Below are 24197 nucleotides of genomic sequence, written 5' to 3' on the forward strand. Positions count from 1 at the left end.
GAGGGCGCGGGGCTCCGCCTCGCGCCCCGTGGCCGTCGTCGGGTCAGAGCCCTCGTCGGGTCAGACGCCGTGCAGCGCGCCGCCGTCCACCGGGATCATGACGCCGGTGAGGTAGCTCGCCGCGGGCGACAGCGCGAAGGCCGCCACCTTGCCGAACTCCTCCGGGCGGCCGTAGCGGCGCAGCGGGATCGCGGCCTCGTTCGCGGTGCGGGCCGCGTCCGGGTCGGCGGAGAGCGAGTCCAGGTGCTGGACCCGCTCGGTGTCGATGCGGGCGGGCAGCAGCCCGAAGACCCGGATGCCCTCCGGTCCCAGCTCGTTCGCCAGGGTCTTGGCGGCCATCGCGAGGCCCGGGCGCAGGCCGTTGGAGACGGCCAGGCCCGCGATCGGCTCGCGAACGGAGCCGGAGAGCACGAAACCGATCGCGCCGCCCTCCTCCAGCACGTCCGCCGCCGCGCGGGCGATGCGCAGCGCGCCGAGGAAGACCGACTCGAACGCCTCCCGCCAGGCCGACTCCGGTGTGGCCAGCGCGCTGCCCGCCGCCGGGCCGCCGACGCTGATCAGGACGCCGTCGAGGCGTCCGAAACGGGACAGCGCCGCGCCCACCAGCCGTGCCGCGGTGTCCGGGTCGGCGTTGTCCGCGACGACGCCCTCGGCGGCCTCCGGGCCGCCCAGCTTTTCGACGGCCTCCTCGACGGACGACTTCTCCCGTCCGGTGACCACGACGCGCGCGCCGTCGGCCACCAGCTCCCGTGCGCTCGCGAAGCCGAGGCCGCGGGTCGCGGCGGTGACGAGGTAGACGCGTCCGGCCAGTCCAAGATCCATGTTCCGTGGTTCAGCTTTCTGCTTCGGTGCGGGCTTCGGCGGGTGCTTCGGTGCTCGCCAGGAGGAACGCCGTGTTGACGAGCGCGACGTGGGTGAACGCCTGTGGGGTGTTGCCGAGCTGACGGCCGGCCAGCGGGTCCCACTCCTCGGAGATCAGCCCGAGGTCGTTGGCCAGGCCCCGCAGCCGGTCGAAGAGGGCGCGGGCCTCGTCGACCCGGCCGATGGCGACGAGCGCGTCGCACAGCCAGTACGAGCAGGCCAGGAACGCGCCCTCGGAGCCGGCCAGGCCGTCGACCGCGTCGGTGGCCGTGTCGGTGTCGGGCGTGGAGTAACGCAGGATGTAGCCCTCGTGGTTGAGCTCACGCTGCACCGCCTCGACGGTGGCGATCGCGCGCGGGTCGTCGGGGGCCAGGAAGCCGGTCTTGACCGCGAAGAGCGTGGACGCGTCCAGCGCGCCGCCGCCGTAGTACTGGGTGAGGACGCCGCGCTTCTTGTCGACGCCGCGGGCGCAGACGTCCGCGTGGATGTTGTCGCGCAGCTCGCGCCAGCGCTCGACGGGGCCGGGCATGCCCGTCTCCACGGCGAGCTTGACCGCGCGGTCGAAGGCGACCCAGCACATGATCTTGGAGTGGACGAAGTGGCGGCGCGGGCCGCGCACCTCCCACAGGCCCTCGTCCGGGTCGGACCAGTGCTCCTCCAGGAACTCCAGCAGCTTGGTCAGCAGGCTCCAGACGTGGCGCTCTATCTTGATGCCGTGCCGGTGACCGAGGTAGAGGGTGTCCACCACCTCGCCGTAGACGTCCAGCTGGAGCTGGTCGACGGCGGCGTTGCCGAACCGGACCGGGTGGGAGCCCTCGTAGCCGGGGAGCCAGTCGGCGACCTCCTCCGGCAGCCGGCGCTCGCCGCCGACCCCGTACATGGTCTGGAGGTCGGCCGGGTCGCCCGCGATGGCGCGCAGCAGCCACTGGTACCAGGCCTCGGCCTCCCGGCGGTAGCCGGCGTTGAGCAGCGCGGACAGGGTCATGGTCGAGTCGCGCAGCCAGCAGAACCGGTAGTCCCAGTTGCGGGCGCCGCCGATCTGCTCGGGCAGGCCCGCCGTCGCGGCGGCGACGATGCCGCCGGTCGGCTGGTAGGTGAGCGCCTTGAGGGTGATCAGCGAGCGGCGCACCGCCGGCAGGTGCTCCTCGCTCACGCCGGAGGCGCAGCGCGAGGCCCAGTCGGTCCAGTCGTCCAGGGTGGCCTGCAGCGACTTATCCGGGTCCTGCCGGGGACCGGCCCGGTGGAAGGAGGGGGTCCAGCTCAGCACGAACGGGATCCGCTCGCCGGCGTGGACGGTGAACTCCGACCAGGTGGCGAAGTCGCGGCCGTAGGTGTGGACCTTCTCGTCGCAGCGCAGCCAGACCGCGTCCGGGCCGGCGATCGCGATGCGGTGGTGGTCGGTGCGGCGCACCCACGGGATGATCCGCGCGTAGTCGAAGCGCAACCGCAGCTCGCCGAGCATCTTCACCGAGCCGCTGATGCCCTCCACGATCCGCATCACGTCCGGCGTGCGGTCGCGCTGCGGCATGAAGTCGATCACCCGGACGCTGCCGGTGCTGGTGGTCCACTCGGTCTGAAGCACCAGGCTGTCGCCGATGTACGAGCGGAACGGCGCCTCGCCGTCGGAGGCGGGGGCGAGCCGCCAGTGGCCGTGCTCGTCGCCGCCGAGCAGCGCGGCGAAGCAGCTGGGGGAGTCGAACCGTGGCAGACAGAGCCAGTCGATCGAACCGTCCCTGCCGACGAGTGCGGCCGTCTGCAGGTCACCGATGAGCGCGTAGTCCTCGATGCGTCCGGGCATGGTGCCATCCTGCCTGCCCGGACGGTGGAAATCAGGCCTTTCGGGCCGCCAGCCTCGCGTCGCGTCGGAGCAGGAACCACCAGGCGAGGGGGATCAGCGCCGCGAAGACCCACCACTGGATCGCGTAGGGCAGGTGCACGCCCTTGCCGACGACGGCCATGCTGTCGGACTGGTTGTCGTTCGGGTTCGGCACCTGCTCGGCCTGGGCGGAGGAGGGCAGCCCGGGTGAGCTGCCGGTCAGCTCCAGGTAGCCGGCCAGCAGCGGCTCGCCGAGCCGCTGGCGCTGCTCACCGCTGTTGATCAGCATGAACTGCCGGTCGGGCATGCCGCCGGGGTTGCGGATGCCGGTCAGCGCGGTGGTCTCGTCGGGGCGCAGCCGCCCGGTGACGGTGATCTCACCGGTCGGAGTGGACGGCACGGCCGGGAACTGGGCGCCCATGGTGTTGCCCGGGGTGATCCAGCCGCGGTTGACCAGCACGGCCTTGCCGTCGTCCTGGATCAGCGGGGTGACCAGGTAGAAGCCGATGTTGTCGCCGGAGGCGTCGGTGCGGTGCCGCACCACGAACTCGTGGGCCGGGTCGAAGTGCCCGCGCGCGGTGACGGTCCGGTACATCTGGTCGATCGGGATCGTCGCGCCCGGCTGTGACAGCCGCTCCATGGGCACCGCCGCCGCCGCGAGGTTGGCGTTGATCATGGCGTTGTTGCGGTTGGTCTGCTGGTAGCGGTGGTACTGCCACTGGCCCAGCCAGATCATCACCGGGATGACCGCCAGGAAGACCAGGGTGAGCACCACCCAGCGCCGGGTGAGCAGGATGCGGAACACCGAAGAACCGTACCTCCGCGGGGTCAGCCGTCCTGCCGGGGGGGTACGTGCTGTGCGTCTCCCTGGGCCTGCACACGCTGCAGCAACTGCAGGAACGCCGCCTCGTCCACGGTGGGGGTGCCCACCTCGCGGGCCTTGCGCGCCTTGGTGGACCAGCCGCCGGGGTCGTTGGTGACCAGCAGACTGGTGAGCCTGCTCACAGAGGAGGCGACGTGCAGCCCCGCCTCGGTCAGCCGGTCCTCCAGCACCTCGCGGTCGATCCCGGTGTCGCCGGTGATCGCCACCCGCATGCCCTGCACCAGCGGGCCGTCCGCCTGCCAGCGCCCCGGGTTCGGGTACGGGCAGGCGGGCCGCCGTCTGGCCGGGCGGTAGCCCCCCCAGGTGCCCGGCCGGCGCACGGTCTGCGCGGGGATGCGCGACTGCGCCCGCGCCTCCTCCGCCAGGCCCAGATCGCTTATCGGCACGCAGGGCACGAGCGGCAGCCGCAGCCCGGCCTCGGCGGCCAGCCGCAGGCTCGGCCGGAAGACCTCCGCGAGCACCCGGGCGTCGTCCAGCGCGTGGTGGGCCTGACGGGTCTCCACCCCGAAGTGCGCGGCCAGGGTGCCGAGCTTGTGGTTGGAGAGCGGCAGCCCGAGGTCCCGGGAGAGCACGATCGTGCACAGCCGCTGCTCGATCGGGGCCCGGTCACTCATCCGGGCGTACTCACGCGAGATCATCGACCAGTCGAACAGGGCGTTGTGCGCCACCAGCACCCGCCCGTCGAGGCGGCGGCTCAGCTCCTCGGCCACGCCGGGGAAGGTCGGCGCGCCCTCCAGCACGTCGCTGGTCAGCCCGTGGATCCAGACCGGGCCCGGATCGCGCTCCGGGTTGACGGTGGTGTACCAGTGGTCCTGCACCGTTCCGTGCGGATCCAGCTGGTAGACACCGACGGAGACCACGCGGTCCGTCCGGCCGAGGCCGGTGGTCTCCACGTCGACCACGGCCCACCCGGCGTCCGGGTAGTCCACAGGCCAGGTCTCGATGTCAGATCCAGGAAGCACGGTGGAACACAATACGGTGGAAGGCTGACAGCCCCTGACAGAGAGACCCATCATGCGCGCCACAGTGATCCACGGACCGAACGACATCCGGGTGGAGGAGGTCCCCGATCCAGTCGTCCGCAAGTCCACCGACGCCGTGGTCCGCACGGTCCTCGCCTGCATCTGCGGCAGCGACCTGTGGGCCTACCGAGGCGTCGCCGCCCGCGAGAAGGGCCAGCGGATCGGGCACGAGTTCCTGGGCGTGGTCGAGTCCGTCGGTGCTGACGTCCACTCGGTCAAGCCCGGCGACCTGGTCGTCGCGCCGTTCGTCTGGTCGGACGGCGTCTGCGAGTTCTGCGTTGAGGGACTGCAGACCTCCTGCCCGCACGGCGGCTTCTGGGGCGAGCCCGGCTCCGACGGCGGCCAGGGCGAGGCGGTCCGGGTCCCCTTCGCCGACGGCACCCTGGTCAGGCTCCCCGCCGATGCCCAGTCGGACCCACGGCTGCTGACGGCGATGCTGGCCCTGTCCGACGTCATGTCGACCGGTCACCACGCGGCCGTCGCCGCGGGCGTGCGCCCCGGCGCGACGGTCGCCGTGGTCGGCGACGGCGCGGTCGGCCTGTGCGGCGTCCTGGCCGCCAAGCGGCTGGGCGCGGAGCGGATCATCGCCATGGGCCGCCACGACGCCCGCACCGCGATCGCCCGCACCTTCGGCGCGACCGACGTGGTCGCCGCCCGCGGCGACGAGGCGGTCGACGCGGTGCGCGAGCTGACGGGCGGTCTGGGCGCGCACGCGGTCCTGGAGGCCGTGGGCACCGAGCAGTCCATGAAGACGGCGATCTCCATCACCCGCGACGGCGGCGCGGTCGGCTACGTCGGCGTCCCGCACGGCGGCAGCGCCGGCGTCGACATCGGCCAGATGTTCAACCGCAACGTCGCGCTGCGCGGCGGCGTGGCCCCGGCCCGCGCCTACATCCCCGAGCTGCTGGCGGACGTGCTGGCCGGTGTCATCGACCCCTCGCCGGTCTTCGACGCCGACGTGACGCTGGACGGCGTGCCGGACGGCTACCAGGCGATGGACGAGCGCACCGCGCTCAAGGTCAAGATCACCTTCTGAACACGGGCACCAGGAGCGGGTCGTTGAAGGACGCGATCCGGGCGACCCGACCCTGGCGCAGCGTCAGCACCTGGGCACCGTACGGTCGGTACGTGCCGTTCTCGGCGCGCCGGTCGATGACCAGGGCCGGTTGCCCGTTGGCCGCGCTCGGCTCCAGCCGCCACAGCCCCGGGTGCAGGACGTGGGAGGCGAGGAAGCCGACGACGGCCTCGCGGCCGGTGAACCAGGTGGGGATCGGGGGCATCTCCAGCTCGACGTCGGTGCGCAGCAGCCGCACCAGCGCGGTCGCGTCGGCGCGGGTGAACGCGTCGACGTAGCCGTCGAGAAGACGGCGCCGGTCCGCCGCGTCCGGTTCGGCGAGGTCGTCGGGGAGCGGACCCGCCTCGGCCATCGCCGTGCGGGCCCGGCGCAGGGTCGAGTCGACCGCCGCCTCCGTCGTGTCCAGCATCGCGGCGACCTCGGCGGTGCGGAAGGCCAGCACGTCACGCAGCGTCAGCACCGCGCGCTGGCGGGCGGTGAGGAACTGCAGCGCCGCGATGAAGGCCAGCCGCACCCCCGCCCGGGAGGCGGCCACCGTCGCCGGGTCCCCCAGCAGCCGGTCCGGGACCGGCTCCAGCCACGGGACGCCCGGCTCGCGCTCCGCGACCGGGGCGCGCGCGTCGTCCGACGGCGCGCCGAGGCCGGAGGGCAGAGGACGGCGGGCACGGGTCTCCAGGGCGGTCAGGCAGGCCATGGTCGCGATCCTGTAGAGCCAGCGCCGGACCGAGGACCGGCCCTCGAACCGGTCGAAGCCGCGCCAGGCCCGCAGGTAGGTCTCCTGCACCAGGTCCTCGGCATCGTGGACCGAGCCGAGCATCCGGTAGCAGTGCGCGAGCAGCTCCCGCCGGAACGGCTCGGTGAGGGTGGCGAACTCGGCGTCCGGGACCATGGTCCTCACGGTAGCGGCAGCCTCAGCCCAGCGGCTTGAGGCCGGCGCCGGTCACCACGTACTCGGCGGCGCTGTCCGGATCCGCCGCCACCTGCAGGACCGCCTTCGCGACCAGCTCCGGCGTGAGCAGCGGCTGCATGCCGGCGAGGTAGGCCTCCCGGTCCAGTCCCGCCCGCGCGGCGTAGCCGTCGACGGCCTCCGCGCCGACGCCCGTCGGGGTGAGCTGCGGCAGCAGGGTGACGAACCGGATCCCGAGCCCCGCCCGTGCCGACTCCTGGGCGGCGTAGTCGCCGATGGTGCGGATCGCCGCGTTGGCGCCCGCGTAGCCACCGCTGAGCGGCGAGCCCTTCAGTGCGGCTCCGCTCGACATCTCCACGACGACGCTCCCGGGCACCAGCGGCGCGCGCAGCGCCGCGCGGGTCCAGGCGAAGGCCTGACGGGTGTCGGTGTTCCAGTTGACGGCGAAGCTCTCCCAGCTCTGCTCGTGCAGCGCCGCGAGGAGCGGCCGGGCTCCGGCGTTGAGCACGAGCAGGGCGGGACGTTCCTCGCGCACGAGCCGCTCGGCGAGCGCCTCGTCGGTGGCGTCCCCGACGACGGGCACGAAGCCGGCGCCGAGCTCGTCCCGGACGGCCTCCAGATCGGCCCGGGTCCGGGCGATGCCGAGGACGCGATGCCCCTCGGCGACGAGCGCGGCGGCGACGGCGCGGCCGAAGCCGCGTCCCGCTCCGGTGACGACGGCGGTGGCGGGTGCGGGGGTGGCGGGTGCGGGGGTGGCGGTCATGGTCTGCTCCTACGGCTGGACGGGTCTGTCGGTATCCAGACCAGCCGCAGGGCGGGAATCCGTCGCGCAGGCCCGGATCAGTACGCCCGTCGCCGGGACCGCCAGGCCGCGATGATGTCGTCGGCCGTCTGCTGGAAGGTGTCGTCAGCGAGGCCGTCGGTCGAGTAGGGCACCGCCAGGCGCCGCTTGCGGCCCCCGGTCGTCCGGACGGCCACGTGGGAGATGGGTGCGCCCTTGCTGTAGGTGGCGACGTCCACCTCGACCGAGGCGATCTCGTTCCACCTCCAGGACCTCCTGGCCAGCGGCCGCAGGGACGCGATGCCGTGCGCGGAGACGAGGGTCCGGCCGAGCGCGATGTTCAGGTAGGTGAGGTCCACGACCAGTGCGAGGACGACGAAGAAGGCCAAGCCCACCCGGCCGATCGGCCAGTGCACGGCGGCGAGGCAGGCGAGGGCGGGCAGCCAGAGACCCAGCCCCCACCGCAGGAACTTCCGGCGCTGGGCACGGGGGATGCGATAGGTCGTCGTGTCCACGCGGCGATGGTAGGGCCCCTCCTCCGGCCTGGGGAGAGGAGGGGCCGACACCGGTTACCGGAAGGCGTCCTGGCCGGTCAGCACCTTGCCGATGACGAGCTGGTGCATCTCCACGGTGCCCTCGTAGGTGAGCACCGACTCCAGGTTGTTGGCGTGCCGCATGATCGGGTACTCGAAGCTGATGCCGTTGGCGCCCAGGATGGTCCGGGACTTCCGGGCGATCTCGATGGACTCGCGGACGTTGTTGAGCTTGCCGTAGCTGACCTGCTCCGGGCGCAGCGTCCCGTTGTCCATCCGGTTGCCCAGGTGCCAGGCGAGCAGCAGGCCCTTGTTGAGCTCCAGCGACATGTCGGCGAGCTTGGCCTGGGTGAGCTGGAAGCCGCCGAGCGGCTTGCCGAACTGCTCGCGGGTGATGCTGTACTCGCGGGCGGTCTCCAGGCAGGAGCGGGCCGCGCCGAGCGCGCCCCAGACGATCCCGTAGCGGGCCTGGTTCAGGCAGGACAGCGGGCCCTTCAGGCCGCGGACCTCGGGGAGGACGGCGTCGGCGGGCAGCCGCACGTCGTCCAGGACCAGCTCGGACGTGACCGAGGCGCGCAGCGAACCCTTGTGCTTGATCTCCGGCGCCGAGAAGCCGGGGGCGTCGGTCGGGACGACGAAGCCCCGGATGCCCTCCTCGGTCTGCGCCCAGACCACGGCGACCCCGGCCACGGAGCCGTTGGTGATCCACATCTTGCGGCCGTTGAGGATCCAGTCGTCCCCGTCGCGCTTGGCGTTGGTGCGCATCGAGGCCGGGTCGGAGCCGTGGTCGGGCTCGGTCAGGCCGAAGCAGCCGATGATCTCGCCCGCCGCCATGCCCGGCAGCCACTGCTGCTTCTGCTCCTCCGAGCCCCAGCGGTAGATGGCGTACATCGCCAGGGAGCCCTGGACGGAGACCAGGGAGCGCAGGCCGGAGTCGGCGGCCTCCAGCTCCAGACAGGCCAGGCCGTACTGGACGGCGGTCGCGCCGGCGCAGCCGTAGCCGTGCAGGTGCATGCCCAGCGCGCCGATCGAGCCGAGTTCGCGCGCCAGCTCGCGGACGGTCGGCAGCTCGCCCGCCTCGTACCAGTCGGCGATGTGCGGCAGGACCCGGTCCGCGCACCAGGCGCGCACGGTGTCGCGGACCGCGAGGTCCTCCTCGCTCAGCAGGTCGTCGAAACCGAGCGGGTCACGGGGGTCGAGTGCGGGGCTCATGGTCATTCCTTCTCAGGCTCGGTCGCGGAGGCTGCGGTGTCGGGGAGAGCTGCGGTGTCGGGGACAGGCGTGTCGGCGGGCGCGGCCAGCCAGGCGCGCACGGCGTCATTGTGCTCGCCCAGACGCGGCGGGGCGACGGGCGGCCGGACCGGCGTGGCGGTGAGCGTCAGCGGGCTGCGCACCTGCGGCACCCGGTCCTGGCCCACCTGCGCCACCGGGTCCAGGCCCAGCTCGGCGGCGAGCGCGAAGGCGCCCGCCAGATCGTTGACCGGCCCGCACGGGACGCCCGCCTCGGTCAGCCGGGCCTGCCACTCGGCCGCGCCGTGCGCGGCGAGCGCCGCCTCCAGCACGACCACGAGCTCGGCGCGGTTGCGCACCCGCTCGCCGTTGGTGGCCCAGCGCGGGTCCTCGGCCAGGCCGGGCACGCCGAGGGTCTTGGCCAGCGCGCGGAACTGCCCGTCGTTGCCGCAGGCCACGGCGAGGAGCTCGGCCGCGCCGCCGACGTCCGAACCGCAGTGCAGCGTCTCGTAGGGGGCGATGCTGGGGTGCTGGTTGCCCATCCGGCCCGGGGCGCGGCCGGTGGCCAGGTAGGAGGAGGCCTGGTTGGCGAGCGAGCCGAGCAGGCTGGCGAAGAGGTTCACCTCGACGTGCTGGCCCTGACCGGTGCGGTCACGGTGGCGCAGCGCGGCGAGGATCGCGGCCACCGCGTCCTTGGCCGTCAGCACGTCCACCAGCGCGACGCCGACCTTGTGCGGCTCGCCGTCGCGCTCGCCGGTGATGCTCATCAGGCCGCCCATGGCCTGGATCACGAAGTCGTAGCCCGGCAGCGGGCTGCCGGTGCCGAAGCCGGTGATCGAGCAGTAGACCAGGCCCGGGTTGGCCGCCAGCGCCGCGGCCTGGTCCAGGCCGTAGCGGGCGAGCGAGCCGGGCCTGAAGTTCTCGATCAGGATGTCGGCGCGGGCGGCGAGCTCGCGGGCCAGCGCGGCGTCGGCCGGATCGCCCAGGTCGAGAGTGATCCCCTGCTTGGAACGGTTGGCGCAGTCGAAGTAGGCGGCGGTCCCGTCGACGAACGGCGGCCCCCAGGAGCGAGTGTCGTCGCCGGCGCCGGGCCGTTCGACCTTGACCACGGTCGCGCCCAGGTCGGCGAGGGTCGCCGCGGCGAGAGGACCGGCCAGCACGCGGCTGAAGTCGGCCACGAGCACGCCGTCGAGTGGGGCAGGTGTGGTTGCCATGGGTCCCATGCTTGCAAGATCCAAACAAAGCCCGGAATAGGCCCCGCTGGTGAGAAGCACGACATGGACACTCCGGAACGTCCATGGCGTGGTCGCCGGGCCCGGACTGTCCGGGCGGCGCACTAGGCTGGTGCGGAGAGGCAACCGGAAGGCGGAGCGCAACGTGACCACGGCGGAGACAGGCCTGCTCGACACCTTCGGGCGTCGCGCGGTGGACCTGCGCGTCTCGCTGACCGACCGGTGCAACCTGCGCTGCACGTACTGCATGCCCGAGGAGGGTATGCAGTGGCTGGCCAAGGACTCCCTGCTCAGCGACGAGGAGATCGTCCGGCTGGTCCGGATCGCGGTCACCGACCTGGGCGTGCGCGAGGTCCGCTTCACCGGCGGCGAGCCGCTGCTGCGGCCCGGCCTGGTGGGCATCGTCGCGCAGTGCGCGGCGCTCACCCCGCGGCCCGAGCTGTCCCTCACGACGAACGGCATCGGCCTCGCGCGGACGGCGTCCGCGCTGGCCGGGGCCGGGCTGGACCGGGTCAACGTCTCCCTCGACACGCTCGATCCGGAGACCTTCCGCACGCTGAGCCGCCGCGACCGGTTCGCCGACGTGCTGGCCGGGATCGAGGCCGCGCACGCGGCCGGGCTGCGGCCGGTCAAGCTGAACACGGTGCTGATGCGCGGCGTCAACGACCACGAGGCGGCGGACCTGCTGGCCTGGTCGCTGGAGCGGGGCTACGAGCTGCGCTTCATCGAGCAGATGCCGCTGGACGCCCAGCACGGCTGGGTCCGCGCCAACATGGTCACCGCCGAGGAGATCCTCGCGCGCCTGGGCGAGCGGTTCACCCTCACCCCCGAGCCCGGCGCGGCGCGCGGCGCGGCTCCGGCCGAACGCTGGCTCGTCGACGGCGGCCCGGCGCGGGTCGGCGTCATCGCCTCGGTCACCCGCCCGTTCTGCCGCGCCTGCGACCGTACCCGGCTCACCGCCGACGGCCAGATCCGCGACTGCCTCTTCGCGACGCAGGAGACGGACCTGCGCGGCGCGCTGCGCGGCGGCGGCAGCGACGCGGAGATCGCGGAGCTGTGGCGCAAGGCGATGTGGGGCAAGAAGGCCGCCGCCGGCACGGACGCGCCCGCGGGCATCGACGCCCCGGCCTTCCACCAGCCCGCCCGCCCGATGTCCGCCATCGGCGGGTAGGCGGCGCAGCCTTCAGAGCCTCGTGCCCCCGGGTGGTGCAACCTGGCCCGTGCGCAGAAGTGAACGGTCGTGCGATTTCGCGAAGGGGCAGGGCATAGAGTGGCCGGTGCCATTCGAGCCCAGGGGGAAGCCCGTATGCCGCACGAGAGCCGGAACGTGCTGGTTCGCCGTCCCGCCGCCACCGCCTCGGTGCTGCTCGCGGTGACCGCGGTCACCGGCTGGGTGCTGGGGTGGCCGATGGGGTTCGACGACGCGGTGTACCGGGCCGGGGCCTGGGCCGTGCTGCACGGCAAGCCGCTGTACGAGCCGCTGGCGACGCTCCCGGACTGGTCGCAGGTGCGGCAGCTGCCCTTCACCTACCCGCCCGTGGCGGCCCTGCTCTTCACGCCGCTGACGCTCTTTCCGCTGCAGCTCGCCTGGGGCGTGATGGCGGTGGCGTCCGCGCTGACCCTCGGGTTCGTCGTCAGGACCGGCGTGCAGGGGACCTACCGGCCCGGAGGCCGGACCGTCGCCTGGACGCCCGCCGCCGCGCTGACCTTCCTCGGCGCGTTCGCGCTGGAGCCCGTGTGGCGCACCTTCTCGCTCGGGCAGGTCAACCTGCTGCTGCTCGCGCTGGTGATGGTCGATGTCCTGCTGCTGCCGCGGACCCGCTGGGGCGGGACCCTGATCGGGCTCGCCGCGGCGGTCAAGCTGACGCCGCTGCTGTTCGTCGCGCACCTGCTCGTCACCGGCCGCAGGGCCGACGCGCTGCGGGCGGTCGGCACGTTCGTGGGGCTCAACCTCGTCGGTGCGCTGCTGCTTCCGGCCGACACCGTCAGCTACCTCACCGGCGGCATGCTGGGCGGTGACGACGCCACCGGGAACGCCTGGGGCGGCAACCAGTCGCTGAACGGTCTGCTCCAGCGCCTGTCCGGTCAGGCGGGCTGGGCCTTCGGCGTGGCCGCCGTGGCGGGGGCCGTCTGCGTGGTGGCCGCGCTGCTCGTCGCCCGCCGGCTGCACGCGCGGGGCGAGGCGCTGGGCGCGCTGCTGGTGACGGCGTGTGCGGCGGCGCTGGCGAGCCCCATATCGTGGAGTCACCACTGGGTCCTCGTGGTGCCGCTGGCTGCCCTGCTGGTCCGTCAGGTGCTGCGTACCCCCGCGCGCGAGCCGAGGCTGCTGCTCGCCGGGCTGGCCGTGGTCTTCACCGGCTGGTCGCTGTTCGTGGTCCCCATGGGCGAGCGGCGCGAGCTGAGCTGGAACCCGGTACAGATGCTGCTCGGCAACGCGTACGTGCTCGTCGGGACGGCCACGCTCGGGCTGCTGGCGTGGCGGCTGCTGCGCCGGCGGCCGGAGCGGCTCACGCCGGCGGTCGCCGTCAGCCTGCCCGCGCCTCGCCCTCACGCTGATCGGCAGACTGCCAGCTCTCGAGCGTCACGACGTCCTTGAGGAAACCGCGCAGGTCCAGGAACTGGGCCAGGTGCTCCTTGTGCTCGTCGCAGGCGAGCCAGGTCTTGCGGCGCTCGGGGGTGTGCAGCTTGGGGTTGTTCCAGGCCAGTACCCAGACGGCGGCGGCGCGGCAGCCCTTGGCCGAGCAGATGGCGGTTTCGGGTGCTTCGGTGTTCATGAGCAGCAGCCTATGCCGCCTCATGGCGATGCCGGGCAGCCACGGGGGGAGCCGCCCGGCATCGGTCCGTCGCTCCGACGGGGGATGCGGAGCGCGTGAGCAGTATGGCACGAAGGCATGTGCCGGTGGCCACCGATCCGGCGAAAGTACTTGAGGCTGCCTTGAGGCTCTCTTAGGACTGCTGCTCCCGCGTCGCGTCCGCCCTGGCGTCCGCTCCGGGACCGAGCGCGGGCGGCGGCACGTAGTCGATGGAGAACGACTCCGGGACCTTCGGCGCGCCCTCGCGGCCGGCGTTGGCGAAGACGACGGCGAAGTAGGGGATGAGCGTGCCGCCGACGAGGGCGACGATCGCCGCGATCCGCGACTCCTGCCACAGCACGACGGCGAGTATCACGCAGACGGTGCGCACCACCATGGCGAACATGTAGCGGCGCTGCCGCCCCCGCACGTCCTCGGTCAGGCCGGTCCGCGCGCCGGTGATCCGGACCGCCTTCGCCTTGCCCATCCTGCCGCACCGCCCCTGTGTCCCTGGTGGGGCCCGTCCCCTGGGACCACCGTACGCCGCGGGCACCCGCCCGAGGAGAGGGGGGTGCCCGCGACACGACTCACTTCTACGACGCCTGGCTCACGGAGCTCATGTGGAAGTCCCGCACCCGCACCGGCGGCATCGCGGCCCGGGTGAACCAGTCGCCCCACTCGCGCGGCAGGCACCGCTCGGTCCGGCCGACCTCGGTGATCCGGCCGAGCAGGTCGACGGGGGACTCGTTGAACCGGAAGTTGTTCACCGCGCCCTTCACCTCGCCGTTCTCGACGAGGTAGACCCCGTCCCGGGTGAGGCCGGTCAACAGCAGTGTCGCCGGATCCACCTCGCGGATGTACCACAGGCACGTCAACAGCAGGCCGCGTTCCGTCCGGGCCACCATCTCCTCCAGCGTCGCGCCGCTCTGCGGCTCGGCGCCCTCGAAGATCAGGTTGTCGATGGCCGGGCGCACCGGCAGGCCGGTCAGGCCCGCCGAGTGACGGGTGGTCAGCAGGTTGGTCAGCTCGCCCTCGCGGAGCAGGTCCGTCGGGGCCAGCGGCAGGCCGTTGTCGAAGACGGAGCTGTCGCCGCCGGAGGCGTGCGCGACGGCGAAGGGCGCGGCCTCCAGGCCCGGGTAGGCCGGGTCGCTGCGCAGCGTCAGCGGCAGCTGCGCCAGCTTCTCGCCGAGGCGGGTCTGTCCGCCCGGCCTGGAGAAGACCGTGCGGCCCTCCTTGGCGTCGCGGCCACCCGCCGACCAGGTCATGTAGATCATCAGGTCGGCCAGCGCGGAGGGCGGCAGCAGCGTCTCGTAGCGGCCGGCCGGCAGGTCGATCCTGCGCTCGGCCCAGGCCAGGCGCTGGGTGAGCTGCGCCTCCAGCACCTCCACGTCCACGTCCCGGAAGTCGCGGGTGGCCGCGCCCGCCCAGGCGGAGGCGGAGAGGTCGGCGGTCTTGGCGTTCAGTTCCAGCGTGCCGGTCGGCTGGTCGTGGCGGAGCCGGACGCCGGTGGAGGTGCCCAGATAGGTCGAGGTGACCATGTGGTTGGCGAAGCCGTAGAGCAGCCGGCCGCTCTTGCGGGCGCGCGCGAGGGCCTCGCCGAGTGCCGGGGCGAACGCCGCGTAGACCTCGGCGGTGGTCTCCGCCGGGGCCTCGGTGAAGTCGGCGGAGGCCGGACCGGTGGGCGCGAGCAGCGGCTGCGCGTCCTCCGCCGGACCCGCCGCCCGGGCGGCCTCCTCGGCGGCGCGGACCAGCTCCGCCAGGTCGTCGCGGGTCACCGCCTCGCGGGAGACCACGCCCGAGGCGGTTCCCTCCTGGCCGTCGACGGTGGCGACGACGGTCAGGGTGCGGCCGCGGGTGACACCGTTGGTGGTGAGGCTGTTGCCGGCCCAGCGCAGGTTGGCCGTCGACTCCTCGTCGGCGATGACGACGCAGCCGTCCGCGCGGGACAGTTCCAGGGCGCGCTCGACCAGCTCGTGGGGCTTGACGCTGTTCACAGCTGGACCATTCTCCCTGTCGATTCCGGTGCATTTCGGACTGTACGTGGTGTCGTGACAGCCTGCTGACGGCCTGAGTCTTCTGAGGTCGGTCGGCTTTCGTCAAGGCGCGGGCCGGTGCGACGGCATCGGATCGGGTCCACGCTGTCCGCCTGAGCGGCGGCCTTGCGCGGGCATGATCACTGCCTCTCGAGCAGAGCCGCACCCGTCTGATTTTGTCAGCCCCGCTCGGCTGCTGATCAATTCCCCGCTTCGCTTGAATTCCCCGACCGAGCGGCGGAAGTGTCGTAGGCCGGCGGTGACATCAGCCACCGACCCACCGCCCCGATGGCCTGATCCACCGTCCCCGCCGTGACAGGAAGGAGGAGACGAGGGCCCAGGAGTACGTCTGCCACCGTCGCCCCGAGCTGTGACCGACGTAGTCCCGGACCGAAGCCTCAACCTGGCCCCATAAGCGGTGGATGAAGAGATTGTGCAGCGTGCAGGCGAGAAGATCCAGGGCAGGCATGACAGTCTGTCAGCCACTATGATGGGCGCTCTTCAGCGTGACCTGCGAGGAGAACGATGACAGCTCAATACGAGGATCTGATCAGCCGCCTCGAACAAGGACCGAGCTTCCTCCTCCTGGGCCAGAAGTACCTGCGTCTGGAGAGCGGTGAGGATCCGCTGGTCGGACCGGTCTCGCGGTCAGTGGAGAACCTTGCCTACGCACCGGATCTGTACTCGCTCTTGAGTAAGGTTCGCGATGACACGCGCGAGGCGGTGCTCGCCACTCTGGCCAGGGCTGCCGCCGAACTGACTGCACCAGCCTGGCTCAATGTAGTGCTCGACCTGCCGTGGAACGGGGTGTTCGGTACCGCGGTCGATTCCCTGTTCCTCCGGGCACTTCGAAACGACTGGCGACAGGTCCAGCCGGTAGCGGCCTCGAGCTTCCGGCCCTCCACGCCGAGGAGTACGAATCAGGTCCAGGCCGTTCTTCTCTTCGGGGGCGCCGACCAACCTCCAGAGAACCAGCCGCCGACCGGTCGGCTTGGGCTCGGCGCGCGCAAGGTGGAGGCCAGGGCTCTCGCGCAGCGCCTCCCGGACGAGCTCATCACGCCGCGGGGCGTTCTGGTCATCGAGGCGTGGGGGGCCGACGACTGGTTCGACTCTGAGGACCTGTACGGAGTCCTCTCTCGTCTGGGGCATGGTCAGGCGCATCTGTTCTCAGTTGGCTCCGCCGAGCTCGATGACGAATTCCTCGCCGCAGCGATCGCCGAGGGCACGCTGGTCGCTCACGCGGAAGACTTTGCAAGCTACGTCGAGGAGGCCCGGCGACGCGGGCGGCTGACGGACCTTCAGCGCTTCGATTCCGGCGGTCACCGGATCAGGCACGGCCGTGAATTCCACGAGGTCCCCCGGGGTATTTGGGATGCTGTCACCCCATTCGGACAACCGATCGATGCGAACTTGCTCGCGGCTCCGCCTGTCCAGTCGCAGGAGCTGCGATACCTCCGGTTCCGGGAGTTCCTTGGAGCGACGGAGTCTTCCAATATCTGGTCAGCGATCAGCAGCGGACTGGCGTTTCGTAGGGACTACGAGGCGGACCTGCGCGACCGTGTGGACACAGCGTTGACAAGTCGTGGTCTGCTAGAACGTCCATTGCTGCTCGAAGGGCAGACGGGCAGTGGAAAAACGATTGCCTTGGCCTCGCTCGCCTACTCGGTCGCGCGTGAGGGCCAGCATGCGGTCCTGCACGTACCTCGGCGGGCTATCCGGCCATCTTTTGAGGCGATCGACTCATTCTGCGAATGGGTTGAGAACACGTCCATCAAAACCACCTTGCTGGTGTGGGACGGGATGGTTGATCCAGACGAGTACTTCCGGCTGGCGAAATACCTCGACGCTCGTGGCCGTAAGGCCGTGCTGGTCGGAAGTTGCTATCGCAGCAACGAGCGCAGGACCCGACAGGTTGTTGAGGCGCCCGCGTCGCTGGTTAGCGGGGAAATGGCGCGCTTCGCCCAGCACCTCGAATCCCTGGGGATCACCATTTCGGACAGGGACCGGCCCCTGATCCAGAAGGACAATACCTTTCTCTCCGCCCTCTATCGTCTCCTTCCGGAGAGCAGAGGGGCGGTTAGCGGGGGCCTGGTGCTTGAGCTGAGGCACACTGAAACGGCGTTGGCTGCTGCGGTACGTACGTCGTCCACTTACTCTCCGCCGAGCGCGATGGCCGCAGCACTTGCGAGGGCCGGCCTGGTCGACAGCCTGACTTCGGCCCTGCGGGACATAGGGGAGAGCGCTGGCGCGTCTCCATACCAGGGGCCATACGAGCGTCTGGTCAATGTGGTGCTTGTGGCATCGCGGCACGGACAGTCCGTTCCCCTCGAACTCGCTCTGCGCGTCGTGGGACGCGACGGTGTCCGTAACCTGCCCCAGTTGCTGGGCAAGGTCGATCTCATCCGCTGGCAGGAGGACCGCGGTGGCAATTACCTGCTATCTGCGCGCAACGAGCTCGAAGCGCAGATCCTGGTCACAGCCGAGCGGACCAGCGAGGAGTCCGAGATCAAGGCACTCGCAGAACTACTCTCGGAGGTAAGGCCGGACAGTACGCTCTCCGGCGGGGGCGAGGTGCAGTTTGCGGTGGACCTTCTCAATCGCATTGGTCCACAAGGAGAACAGGAAGGCCGCTTCGCGCCGCATTTCCTTCGAATCGCAGACGCGATCTCCCACGCCAACCGTGCGAGCGTCGTACCGAACCAGCGACTTGCACTGTTGGAAACGAACCTGTGCCGCAAATGGGTCAAGTACGCTCAGCGTAGGCAACTTTCCGATGCGAACGAACGAGCTCAGATCCTGGAACGCGCCGAGCAAGTAGTCGAGGAGGCGCTGGCCACGTTGCCGCCATCGCCCCGCCCTGGACTGCGCGCCAACCTGCTGGTGGAGCAGGCGAGCGTCGCGGGCTCGAAGCTGTACGAGCTGCTGCGCAGCGGACCGGACGGTTCGGTTCCATCGCCGCTGCCGGTGGATCTTGTCAACGGGCTCGTTGATCGCGTACAGCGCGTCACCTCGGACACGATGCGAGTATCAGCGGATAAGTACTACCCAATGGACGTACTTTGCTGGGTCACCATCGATGTGCTCGAGAAGAATGTGCTTCCCGAACATGAAGCCACCGTAATGCTCTCTGAGTGCATCTCCAGGCTGTTGCTATTCGATGTGGCTGACCTCAGCGAGAAGCAGGAAGCCAAATATAATGCGCGCTTCGCCGACCTTGCTGCCCTCGCGCGTGATGACAAGGTTGCCGACGAACGGCTTCAGGAGTTGGCGAAACATGATGAGCCACTCGCTGCCTATCTATACGCGCTCCGGATGAGCGGGCTGCTGCGTAACGCACCAGTACTGGCAGGCGTCCAAGCGGCGTTGACGCACTTGAAGTCACATGATGCCGCGATGAACGATCGACGCTGCCTGCGATTGCTGGTGGATCTGTTCTGGCTCGCGAAGACGGGACACCGGTTCATGGGCGGAGAACGGCTCACGCTGCCGCTCACTCGCGAGGACTGGCTTGAGTGCCGGGATCTCGCCGACCGGCTGAGGGCTGCGGACGAGCTGTCCCTTATGCGGGTTGAGTTCATGCGAGCTCTTTCGCTCTTTCATCTCGGGCTTGTCAATGCTGCTTATGATGCGTTCCGAACGGCTGAGCAGCAGTCGCTCACGTTTCGTCGAAGGGTCGTATCCATGTACATGGCCAGCGATTCTTCGGGTAGCCCGCTGAAGTTCCACCCGGTCATCCGCCAGTTGGACGCGGACCAGCGCAAGGGCAGGTGTTGGGTGGAAGAGCTCGGGCGAGAAGTGGCTTTTCAGACGCATGATTTTGCGATCTCCGACCCTGGGGTTGGGTTGGCTTTGCCGGATTCCCATGTGGCCTTCAATCTTCGCGGGCCGATCCTTGAGCCCGCGCGCAGCCCAGGAGGACGGAGGGGGCCCACCGTCACCTCGAGTCTCGGCGTTCCGCTTCCTTCGACCATGGCACGACGGGGGCGGAAATGATTGCCTCTGCACGACCGGTACTGCTTGCCACCCTCTCCGAACTCGACCGGCGAAAAAACGAGTTGGAGATGTTGTGTGACGCTCTGACTTCATGTCCCGTGGGGGACCCGGTCACAGCGCCGCGCCCGGTTCTGTCCAGCCCGCAGCACGGTTTCGTTACCACCACAATCTGGCTCAGCTCATGGCTGGAAGAGGCGTGGAAGGCGAGCATGAAGTACCTGCTTGGCCAGGCACTCAGGGTGCAGGTGGACCCCGTTGAGGCGGAGCAGTTCAGGCACGTTCTCGGCCGGCTGCGGACGTTTTTCGCCCATAACCTTGACCCCAGTAACACGCGCGACCGCAGTACCCGTGATACCTGCTACGCATGGTTCAAGGATGCCTGTGGTTCTCGCGTCCCTGGCGACGACCAATGGGAGCGCTGCCTGGAGGCACTGCTCGAGTCGGCCTTGCGTTGCCTGCAACTGGCCATCGACGTTGCCCGGGCTATCGAAGGCCACCCGGACAGCGGGACCTTGTCGAACATGTGGAGAGACCGGCTCAGCCGCACCGATGTCGTGGTCAACTATCTTGGCGAACTGCAGAGGGCAGCTGGCGATTTGGGATGCGAAGGTCTGAATCTCAATCAGATTCGTGATCGCTACAGCAAACGCTGGGCAGAGGCTCTCTCCCTCATCCCCGCGAATACCGACCTTGATGCGGCCACTACCCGCCACATGGAGCAGGCTCTTCTTGCAGAGACCGGTCGGTTGCTTCCAGTCACAGCGCAAGATGTCATGGAGCGACTTGTGCTAGCACCGGGTGAATCTGTGGAAGTGGCGCTTAGGCTGGCGCAGGTTCTCCACAGTTTGAAGCCCGCCATGGATAGTGCCTCGCTACTGGAGAGCCTGGTCGGGAACTGGGGTCAGCTGCAGGGTCAGTTGGGCTTGATCCGCTTTGACGGACACTCCTGATCAGGGCTTCGGCCCCGGAAGGATGATGTCCATCATGGGGAAGAAGAAGCCGAGGCCCAGGCGCTCGTTCACACCGGAGTTCAAGGCCGAGATCGTCGACCTGTGCCAGCGCGGCGACCGGTCCGTCGGACAGGTCGCGAAGGACTTCGACCTGACCGAGACCGCGGTGCGCGACTGGATCCGTCAGGCCGAAGCCAACGCCGGCGAACGGGACGGCCTGACCAGCGACGAACGCGAAGAACTGGCCCGGCTGCGGCGGGAGAACCGCCGCCTGCGCGAGGACGTGGACATCCTCAAGCGGGCCACGGCTTTCTTCGCGCAGGAGACCCGGTGACGGTCCACCCGTTCATCGAGGCGGAGAAGCAGGCAGGTCACAACGTCAAACGCGCGTGTGAACTGCTCCAGGTCTCCCGTGCCGCCTTCTACACCCGCCGCAACGGCCAGCCCGGTCCCCGCGCCGCCCGCGACACCGAGCTGACCTCGAAGATCACCGAGATCCACGCGAACTCCAGGGGAAGCTACGGAGCCCCACGCGTCCACGCCCAGCTCCAGCAGAGCGGCGACCGGTGCGGACGACGCCGGGTCGCCGGCTTGATGCGCCAGGCAGGCCTTGAGGGGCGGCACCGCCGCCGGCGCCACCGCACCACGATCCCGGACCCGCAAGCGGCCACCCGGCCGGACCTGGTCCTGCGCGACTTCCGGCCCGATCCGACCGCCCTCGACGCGCGCTGGTGCGGCGACATCACATACATCCCGACCGAGGAGGGCTGGCTCTACCTGGCCACGGTCATCGACATCGCCTCGCGTCGCGTCGTCGGCTGGGCCACCGCCGACCATCTGCGGACCGAACTGGTCGCCGATGCCCTGCGAGCAGCCTGCCGGACCCGCCGCCCATCGGGCCCGGTGATCTTCCATACGGATCGCGGCTGCCAGTACACCAGTCGTGAATTCGCCTCTCTGGCACGCGACTTCGGCGTCAGCCTGCCGGTCGGCCGGACTGGGCAGTGCTGGGACAACGCGCTCGCCGAGTCGTTCTTCGCCACCCTGAAACGGGAGCTGATCGGCGACCGAACGTGGCCGAGCCGGGCGGCTGTCCACTCCGCGATCTTCGAGTGGATCGAGGGCTGGTACAACATACGCAGGCTGCACAGCAGCCTCGGCTACCGCAGTCCCGCCAGCTACGAGAACGTCCTCGCGGCCTGACCACCACACCAAGGGTGTCCGTCAAAGCGGAGCAAGCTCAAGTTAGGACAAGTCGGTGTCGGGCTGGTGGCCAGGGCTGTGAACCGCGTCAGCTTCCCTGGAGAGAAGACGCCAGACTGCATTACGCGTGTTCACACTTCAATGGGTCATCGACAATTGCATGCTGGGCCTTCGCCCTGATGGTGGACACTCCGCCTGCCGAGAATGTCATCGCCCTGCTCAGGGACTGGTGGGAGTTGCGGCAAGATGATCACCTGTGCTGATGCGCCTTGCCTATCTGGCTGTCTCCCATGCCTTCGCCGCTGTGCGGTTGCTGCCGATGAGCGACCGCGAGAAGGACGCGGAGGTCCTCGTTCTGCGCCACCAGATCGCCGTCCTGGAGCGGCAGCTCGGTGGGGACAGAGTGACGTTGGCTCCGGAGGACCGTGCGTTCCTCGCCGTTCTGATGGTGCCGCTGCCCCGGGAGTTCCTGAGCCGGCTGCGGCTGCTGGTTCGCCCGGATACGGTGCTTCGCTGGCACCGTGATCTCATGCGGCAGAGCCACGCGCGTACCTGTCGGCCGAAGCGGCCTGGGCGCCCGCCTACAGTCCGCTCGATCCGGCTCTTGATCCTGCGTCTCGTGCGAGAGAACCCGTCCTGGGGCTAGCGAAGAGTCCACGGCGAACTCGCCGCCCTCGGCATCAAGGTCGCCGCTTCGACGGTGTGGGAGATCCTCAGGGGCGAGGGCATCGACCCCGCGCCGGACTGCCGGGCGACTACCTGGGCCGACTTCCTGCGCACTCAGGCCGACGCTCTGCTGGCCTGCGACTTCATCGAGACCGTCACCCTGACCGGCCAACGCCAGTGCATCCTCGCAGTCATCGAGCACGCCACGCGGCGCGTCCGGATCCTCGGCACCACCGCGCACCCCACCGCGACCTGGGTTACCCAGGTCGCCAGGAACCTCGTCATGGATCTGGAGGACGCCGGAGCCACCGTCAGGTACCTGATCCGGGATCGCGACTCGAAGTACCCAGCTCTGTTCGACAAGATCATTGCCGTCGCCGGCATCCAGTTTGTGCTCACCGGAGTTCGGATGCCGCGCATGAACTCCATCATGGAGCGCTGGGGTGCAGACTTGTCGCCATGAACTCCTGGACCGGACGCTGGGGTCATCCACGAGTACCGACATGCCGCCTGAACTGCTCGGATGGGATTGTCGGCAGCCACAATGACGCCGGACTTCGCAGGGGCGGGCTCGTCCTCAAGGGCTCCCGAGGGCACGGCGGCATGACCTGAACCGTTTCAGGTTCGGTAGAGGCAACCGAACCTGAAACGCTTTCCGCACTCGGGCCTGGGGCGGCGGGACGCGACGAACGGTCGCTGGTGCCCCCAAGTCGTAAACAGGGCAACCTGAAACGCTCCGGATGCCGTCTACTCGCTCGGGTCGATTGCCTGCGGCTGCGGTTACGGCTCAAACGGCGTGCAGTGGTGCCGGTCCGGTGACGGTTTCGAGGGTCCGGCCGCTCCCGGTCGTGGGCGGCCGGACCCTAGTGCGAACTGGCCTGCAAGGGTTTCCGGCCGGATCCGCTATGCCGTCTGTTCGGTGAACATCTTGCAGACCTGAACAGCCGGCACTTCTGCCTGATCTTGCCTCAGGAGCGGTCGGACTCCTGGGCGGTGTTGAGGACGTTGACGTCGCGGAACAGCGCCGACGGGCAGCCGTGGGAGACCGCCGCTACCTGCCCCGGTTGGGCCTTTCCGCAGTTGAAAGCCCCTCCGAGGACATAGGTCTGGGGTCCGCCCAGCGCGACCAGGGAGCCCCAGAAGTCGGTGGTGGTGCCCTGGTAGGCCATGTCCTTGACCTGTCCGGCGAGCCGGCCGTTCCGGATTCGGTACGCCCGTTGTTGTGTGAACTGGAAGTTCACTGATCACCTCCGGCGGGCAGGGCCGAGAAGTAGCGTTTGCGCAGGTCATGGGGCACTTTCACAGCTGGACCATTCTCCCTGTTGATACCGGTACATACCGGTACATACCGGACTGTACGTGGTGCCGTGACGGCCTGGTGACGGCCTGAGTCTTCTGAGGCCGGCCGACTGCCGTCAAGGTGGGGCGCGGGTCGCCGGGCTTGGGTCGGTGGCGGGACCGGATGCCGGGCGGGGATCTCGCGGGCATGGTGGCATGAGGCTCGTGGTGCGGGGCGGGTTGCCTGAAAAGGGCGCGGAGCCGTTCGGTGGGGGTGTCTGCTGCTGGGTATGCATCGTTGGGATCCGTTGAATGAGATCCAGTTGGTACTGCTCCGTCGTATTGCTGCGGGTGGGGCCGGTGAGGTGCAGGCGCGGGAGCGGACCACAGGGTACGCGCTGCGGAATCGTGGCTTGATCACGGTGGACCGGCGCGGTGGCCGGTGGGTGCCGGAGATGACTGATGCCGGGCGTTTCTATCTCGAACACGGCCGGCATCCTGACCATCCCTCTCCGGAGGCCAGCGGGGGCGCCGATCCGGTCGCAGCCACGCCGAACGAGATGAGCACGCAGGTGCCGACAGCGGCGGCACCGGGAAGACGGCAGCCGAAGGCAATCCGGGCCGCGGCGCGGCCTCGCGTGGCGTCTGCGGGAGCATTGGTTCCCAAGTCTTCCGCGGCGCGGCTCGCGGAGGCCAAGGCCCTTGTCGCGCGGCTCGTCGAGGAGCGGCAGATCGTGATTCACGACGTCACCGACGAGGTCGTCAAGGATCGGCGGCGGGTGATCGAGTACGCCAAGCGGCACGAACTTGTCCCCGAGGGCCGGCATATCGAGACGCAGCGGATGTGGCATCCTGAACCGCACCGGTTCGAATGGAGACTCGATTCTCTGAGAGGATTGAGTCATGGCACGTCCCTCCCCTTACCCCGCTGAGCTGCGGCGT

At 70.0% G+C, this 24197-nt stretch carries 19 protein-coding genes and 3 pseudogenes; 9 read left to right on the forward strand and 13 right to left on the reverse strand.

The features are described 5' to 3' along the window. Positions 1-60 precede the first annotated feature (60 nt). The 4 genes from ABH931_RS15610 to ABH931_RS15625 are packed head-to-tail and all read right to left on the reverse strand — an operon-like array spanning position 61 to position 4522. Positions 61-822, reverse strand: coding sequence for an SDR family oxidoreductase (locus tag ABH931_RS15610; protein WP_370113493.1), 762 nt, complete (start codon positions 820-822; stop codon positions 61-63). Positions 823-832: 10 nt separating this feature from the next. Next, entirely contained in the window at positions 833-2659 is a 1827-nt protein-coding gene (locus ABH931_RS15615) for a glycoside hydrolase family 15 protein (RefSeq protein WP_370113495.1), read from the reverse strand. 31 nt (positions 2660-2690) lie between these two features. Then, positions 2691-3482, reverse strand: a complete 792-nt coding sequence (locus ABH931_RS15620) for an SURF1 family protein (protein ID WP_370113497.1) — start codon at positions 3480-3482, stop codon at positions 2691-2693. A gap of 23 nt (positions 3483-3505) precedes the next feature. Further along, positions 3506-4522, reverse strand: a complete 1017-nt coding sequence (locus tag ABH931_RS15625) for a DEDDh family exonuclease (protein WP_370113499.1) — start codon at positions 4520-4522, stop codon at positions 3506-3508. A 52-nt stretch (positions 4523-4574) separates the two neighbouring features. Between ABH931_RS15625 and ABH931_RS15630 the strand changes: the two genes are divergently transcribed. After that, positions 4575-5618, forward strand: coding sequence for a zinc-dependent alcohol dehydrogenase family protein (locus ABH931_RS15630; protein WP_370113501.1), 1044 nt, complete (start codon positions 4575-4577; stop codon positions 5616-5618). Here the strand turns inward: ABH931_RS15630 and ABH931_RS15635 are convergent. From ABH931_RS15635 to ABH931_RS15655, 5 genes and pseudogenes are all read right to left on the reverse strand, one after another. Further along, positions 5608-6558: pseudogene (locus ABH931_RS15635) on the reverse strand (RNA polymerase subunit sigma-70); the annotation flags it as partial. The gene ABH931_RS15630 and the pseudogene ABH931_RS15635 sit on opposite strands and share 11 nt — an antisense overlap. A gap of 10 nt (positions 6559-6568) precedes the next feature. Further along, positions 6569-7327, reverse strand: a complete 759-nt coding sequence (locus tag ABH931_RS15640; RefSeq protein WP_370113503.1) for an SDR family oxidoreductase — start codon at positions 7325-7327, stop codon at positions 6569-6571. A gap of 77 nt (positions 7328-7404) precedes the next feature. Then, positions 7405-7860, reverse strand: coding sequence for a hypothetical protein (locus ABH931_RS15645; protein WP_370113504.1), 456 nt, complete (start codon positions 7858-7860; stop codon positions 7405-7407). A 54-nt stretch (positions 7861-7914) separates the two neighbouring features. Beyond that, positions 7915-9096 (reverse strand): acyl-CoA dehydrogenase family protein, encoded by a 1182-nt coding sequence (locus tag ABH931_RS15650; RefSeq protein WP_370113506.1) that lies wholly within the window; start codon positions 9094-9096, stop codon positions 7915-7917. Then, complete coding sequence (locus ABH931_RS15655) at positions 9093-10322, reverse strand: CaiB/BaiF CoA transferase family protein (RefSeq protein WP_370113508.1); 1230 nt, start codon at positions 10320-10322, stop codon at positions 9093-9095. The genes ABH931_RS15650 and ABH931_RS15655 overlap by 4 nt, the downstream gene beginning before the upstream one ends. A gap of 163 nt (positions 10323-10485) precedes the next feature. Between ABH931_RS15655 and moaA the strand changes: the two genes are divergently transcribed. Both moaA and ABH931_RS15665 read left to right on the forward strand, forming a co-directional pair. Beyond that, on the forward strand, positions 10486-11511 hold the full coding sequence (gene moaA / locus ABH931_RS15660; RefSeq protein WP_370113510.1) for a GTP 3',8-cyclase MoaA: 1026 nt from the start codon (positions 10486-10488) through the stop codon (positions 11509-11511). Between the two features lie 135 nt (positions 11512-11646). After that, positions 11647-12936 (forward strand): glycosyltransferase 87 family protein, encoded by a 1290-nt coding sequence (locus tag ABH931_RS15665; RefSeq protein ID WP_370113512.1) that lies wholly within the window; start codon positions 11647-11649, stop codon positions 12934-12936. Here the strand turns inward: ABH931_RS15665 and ABH931_RS15670 are convergent. The 3 genes from ABH931_RS15670 to ABH931_RS15680 form a co-directional block, all read right to left on the reverse strand. Beyond that, positions 12866-13114 (reverse strand): hypothetical protein, encoded by a 249-nt coding sequence (locus tag ABH931_RS15670; RefSeq protein WP_370113514.1) that lies wholly within the window; start codon positions 13112-13114, stop codon positions 12866-12868. The two genes, ABH931_RS15665 and ABH931_RS15670, sit on opposite strands and share 71 nt — an antisense overlap. 172 nt (positions 13115-13286) lie before the next feature. Continuing rightward, a complete protein-coding gene (locus ABH931_RS15675) occupies positions 13287-13619 on the reverse strand; it encodes a DUF3099 domain-containing protein (protein ID WP_370113516.1) in 333 nt (110 codons plus the stop codon). A 106-nt stretch (positions 13620-13725) separates the two neighbouring features. Beyond that, positions 13726-15126 carry a metallopeptidase TldD-related protein gene (locus ABH931_RS15680; RefSeq protein ID WP_370113518.1) on the reverse strand — a complete coding sequence of 467 codons (1401 nt, stop codon included), beginning with the start codon at positions 15124-15126 and terminating at the stop codon, positions 13726-13728. A gap of 564 nt (positions 15127-15690) precedes the next feature. Here ABH931_RS15680 and ABH931_RS15685 point away from each other — a divergent pair. The 5 genes and pseudogenes from ABH931_RS15685 to ABH931_RS15705 form a co-directional block, all read left to right on the forward strand. Continuing rightward, on the forward strand, positions 15691-19158 hold the full coding sequence (locus tag ABH931_RS15685) for a hypothetical protein (RefSeq protein WP_370113520.1): 3468 nt from the start codon (positions 15691-15693) through the stop codon (positions 19156-19158). A gap of 209 nt (positions 19159-19367) precedes the next feature. Then, positions 19368-20108, forward strand: a complete 741-nt coding sequence (locus ABH931_RS15690; protein WP_370113521.1) for a hypothetical protein — start codon at positions 19368-19370, stop codon at positions 20106-20108. Positions 20109-20142: 34 nt separating this feature from the next. Further along, complete coding sequence (locus ABH931_RS15695) at positions 20143-20442, forward strand: transposase (RefSeq protein ID WP_370113523.1); 300 nt, start codon at positions 20143-20145, stop codon at positions 20440-20442. Continuing rightward, a complete protein-coding gene (locus tag ABH931_RS15700) occupies positions 20439-21311 on the forward strand; it encodes an IS3 family transposase (protein ID WP_370113525.1) in 873 nt (290 codons plus the stop codon). Before ABH931_RS15695 ends, ABH931_RS15700 begins: the two co-directional genes overlap by 4 nt. Positions 21312-21567: 256 nt before the next feature. Then, a pseudogene (locus ABH931_RS15705) lies at positions 21568-22459 on the forward strand (integrase); the annotation flags it as partial. Between the two features lie 486 nt (positions 22460-22945). Here the strand turns inward: ABH931_RS15705 and ABH931_RS15710 are convergent. Next, positions 22946-23215, reverse strand: a pseudogene (locus ABH931_RS15710) (metallopeptidase TldD-related protein); the annotation flags it as partial. A gap of 330 nt (positions 23216-23545) precedes the next feature. On the opposite strand from ABH931_RS15710, the gene ABH931_RS15715 reads away from it, so the two are divergent. Next, the gene (locus ABH931_RS15715) at positions 23546-24187 is read left to right on the forward strand and encodes a hypothetical protein (protein ID WP_370113526.1); all 642 of its coding nucleotides are present in this window, start codon (positions 23546-23548) and stop codon (positions 24185-24187) included. The last annotated feature ends 10 nt before the right edge of the window (positions 24188-24197 follow it).

Source organism: Streptacidiphilus sp. MAP12-33 (assembly GCF_041261265.1).
Classification (GTDB): Bacteria; Actinomycetota; Actinomycetes; order Streptomycetales; family Streptomycetaceae; genus Streptacidiphilus.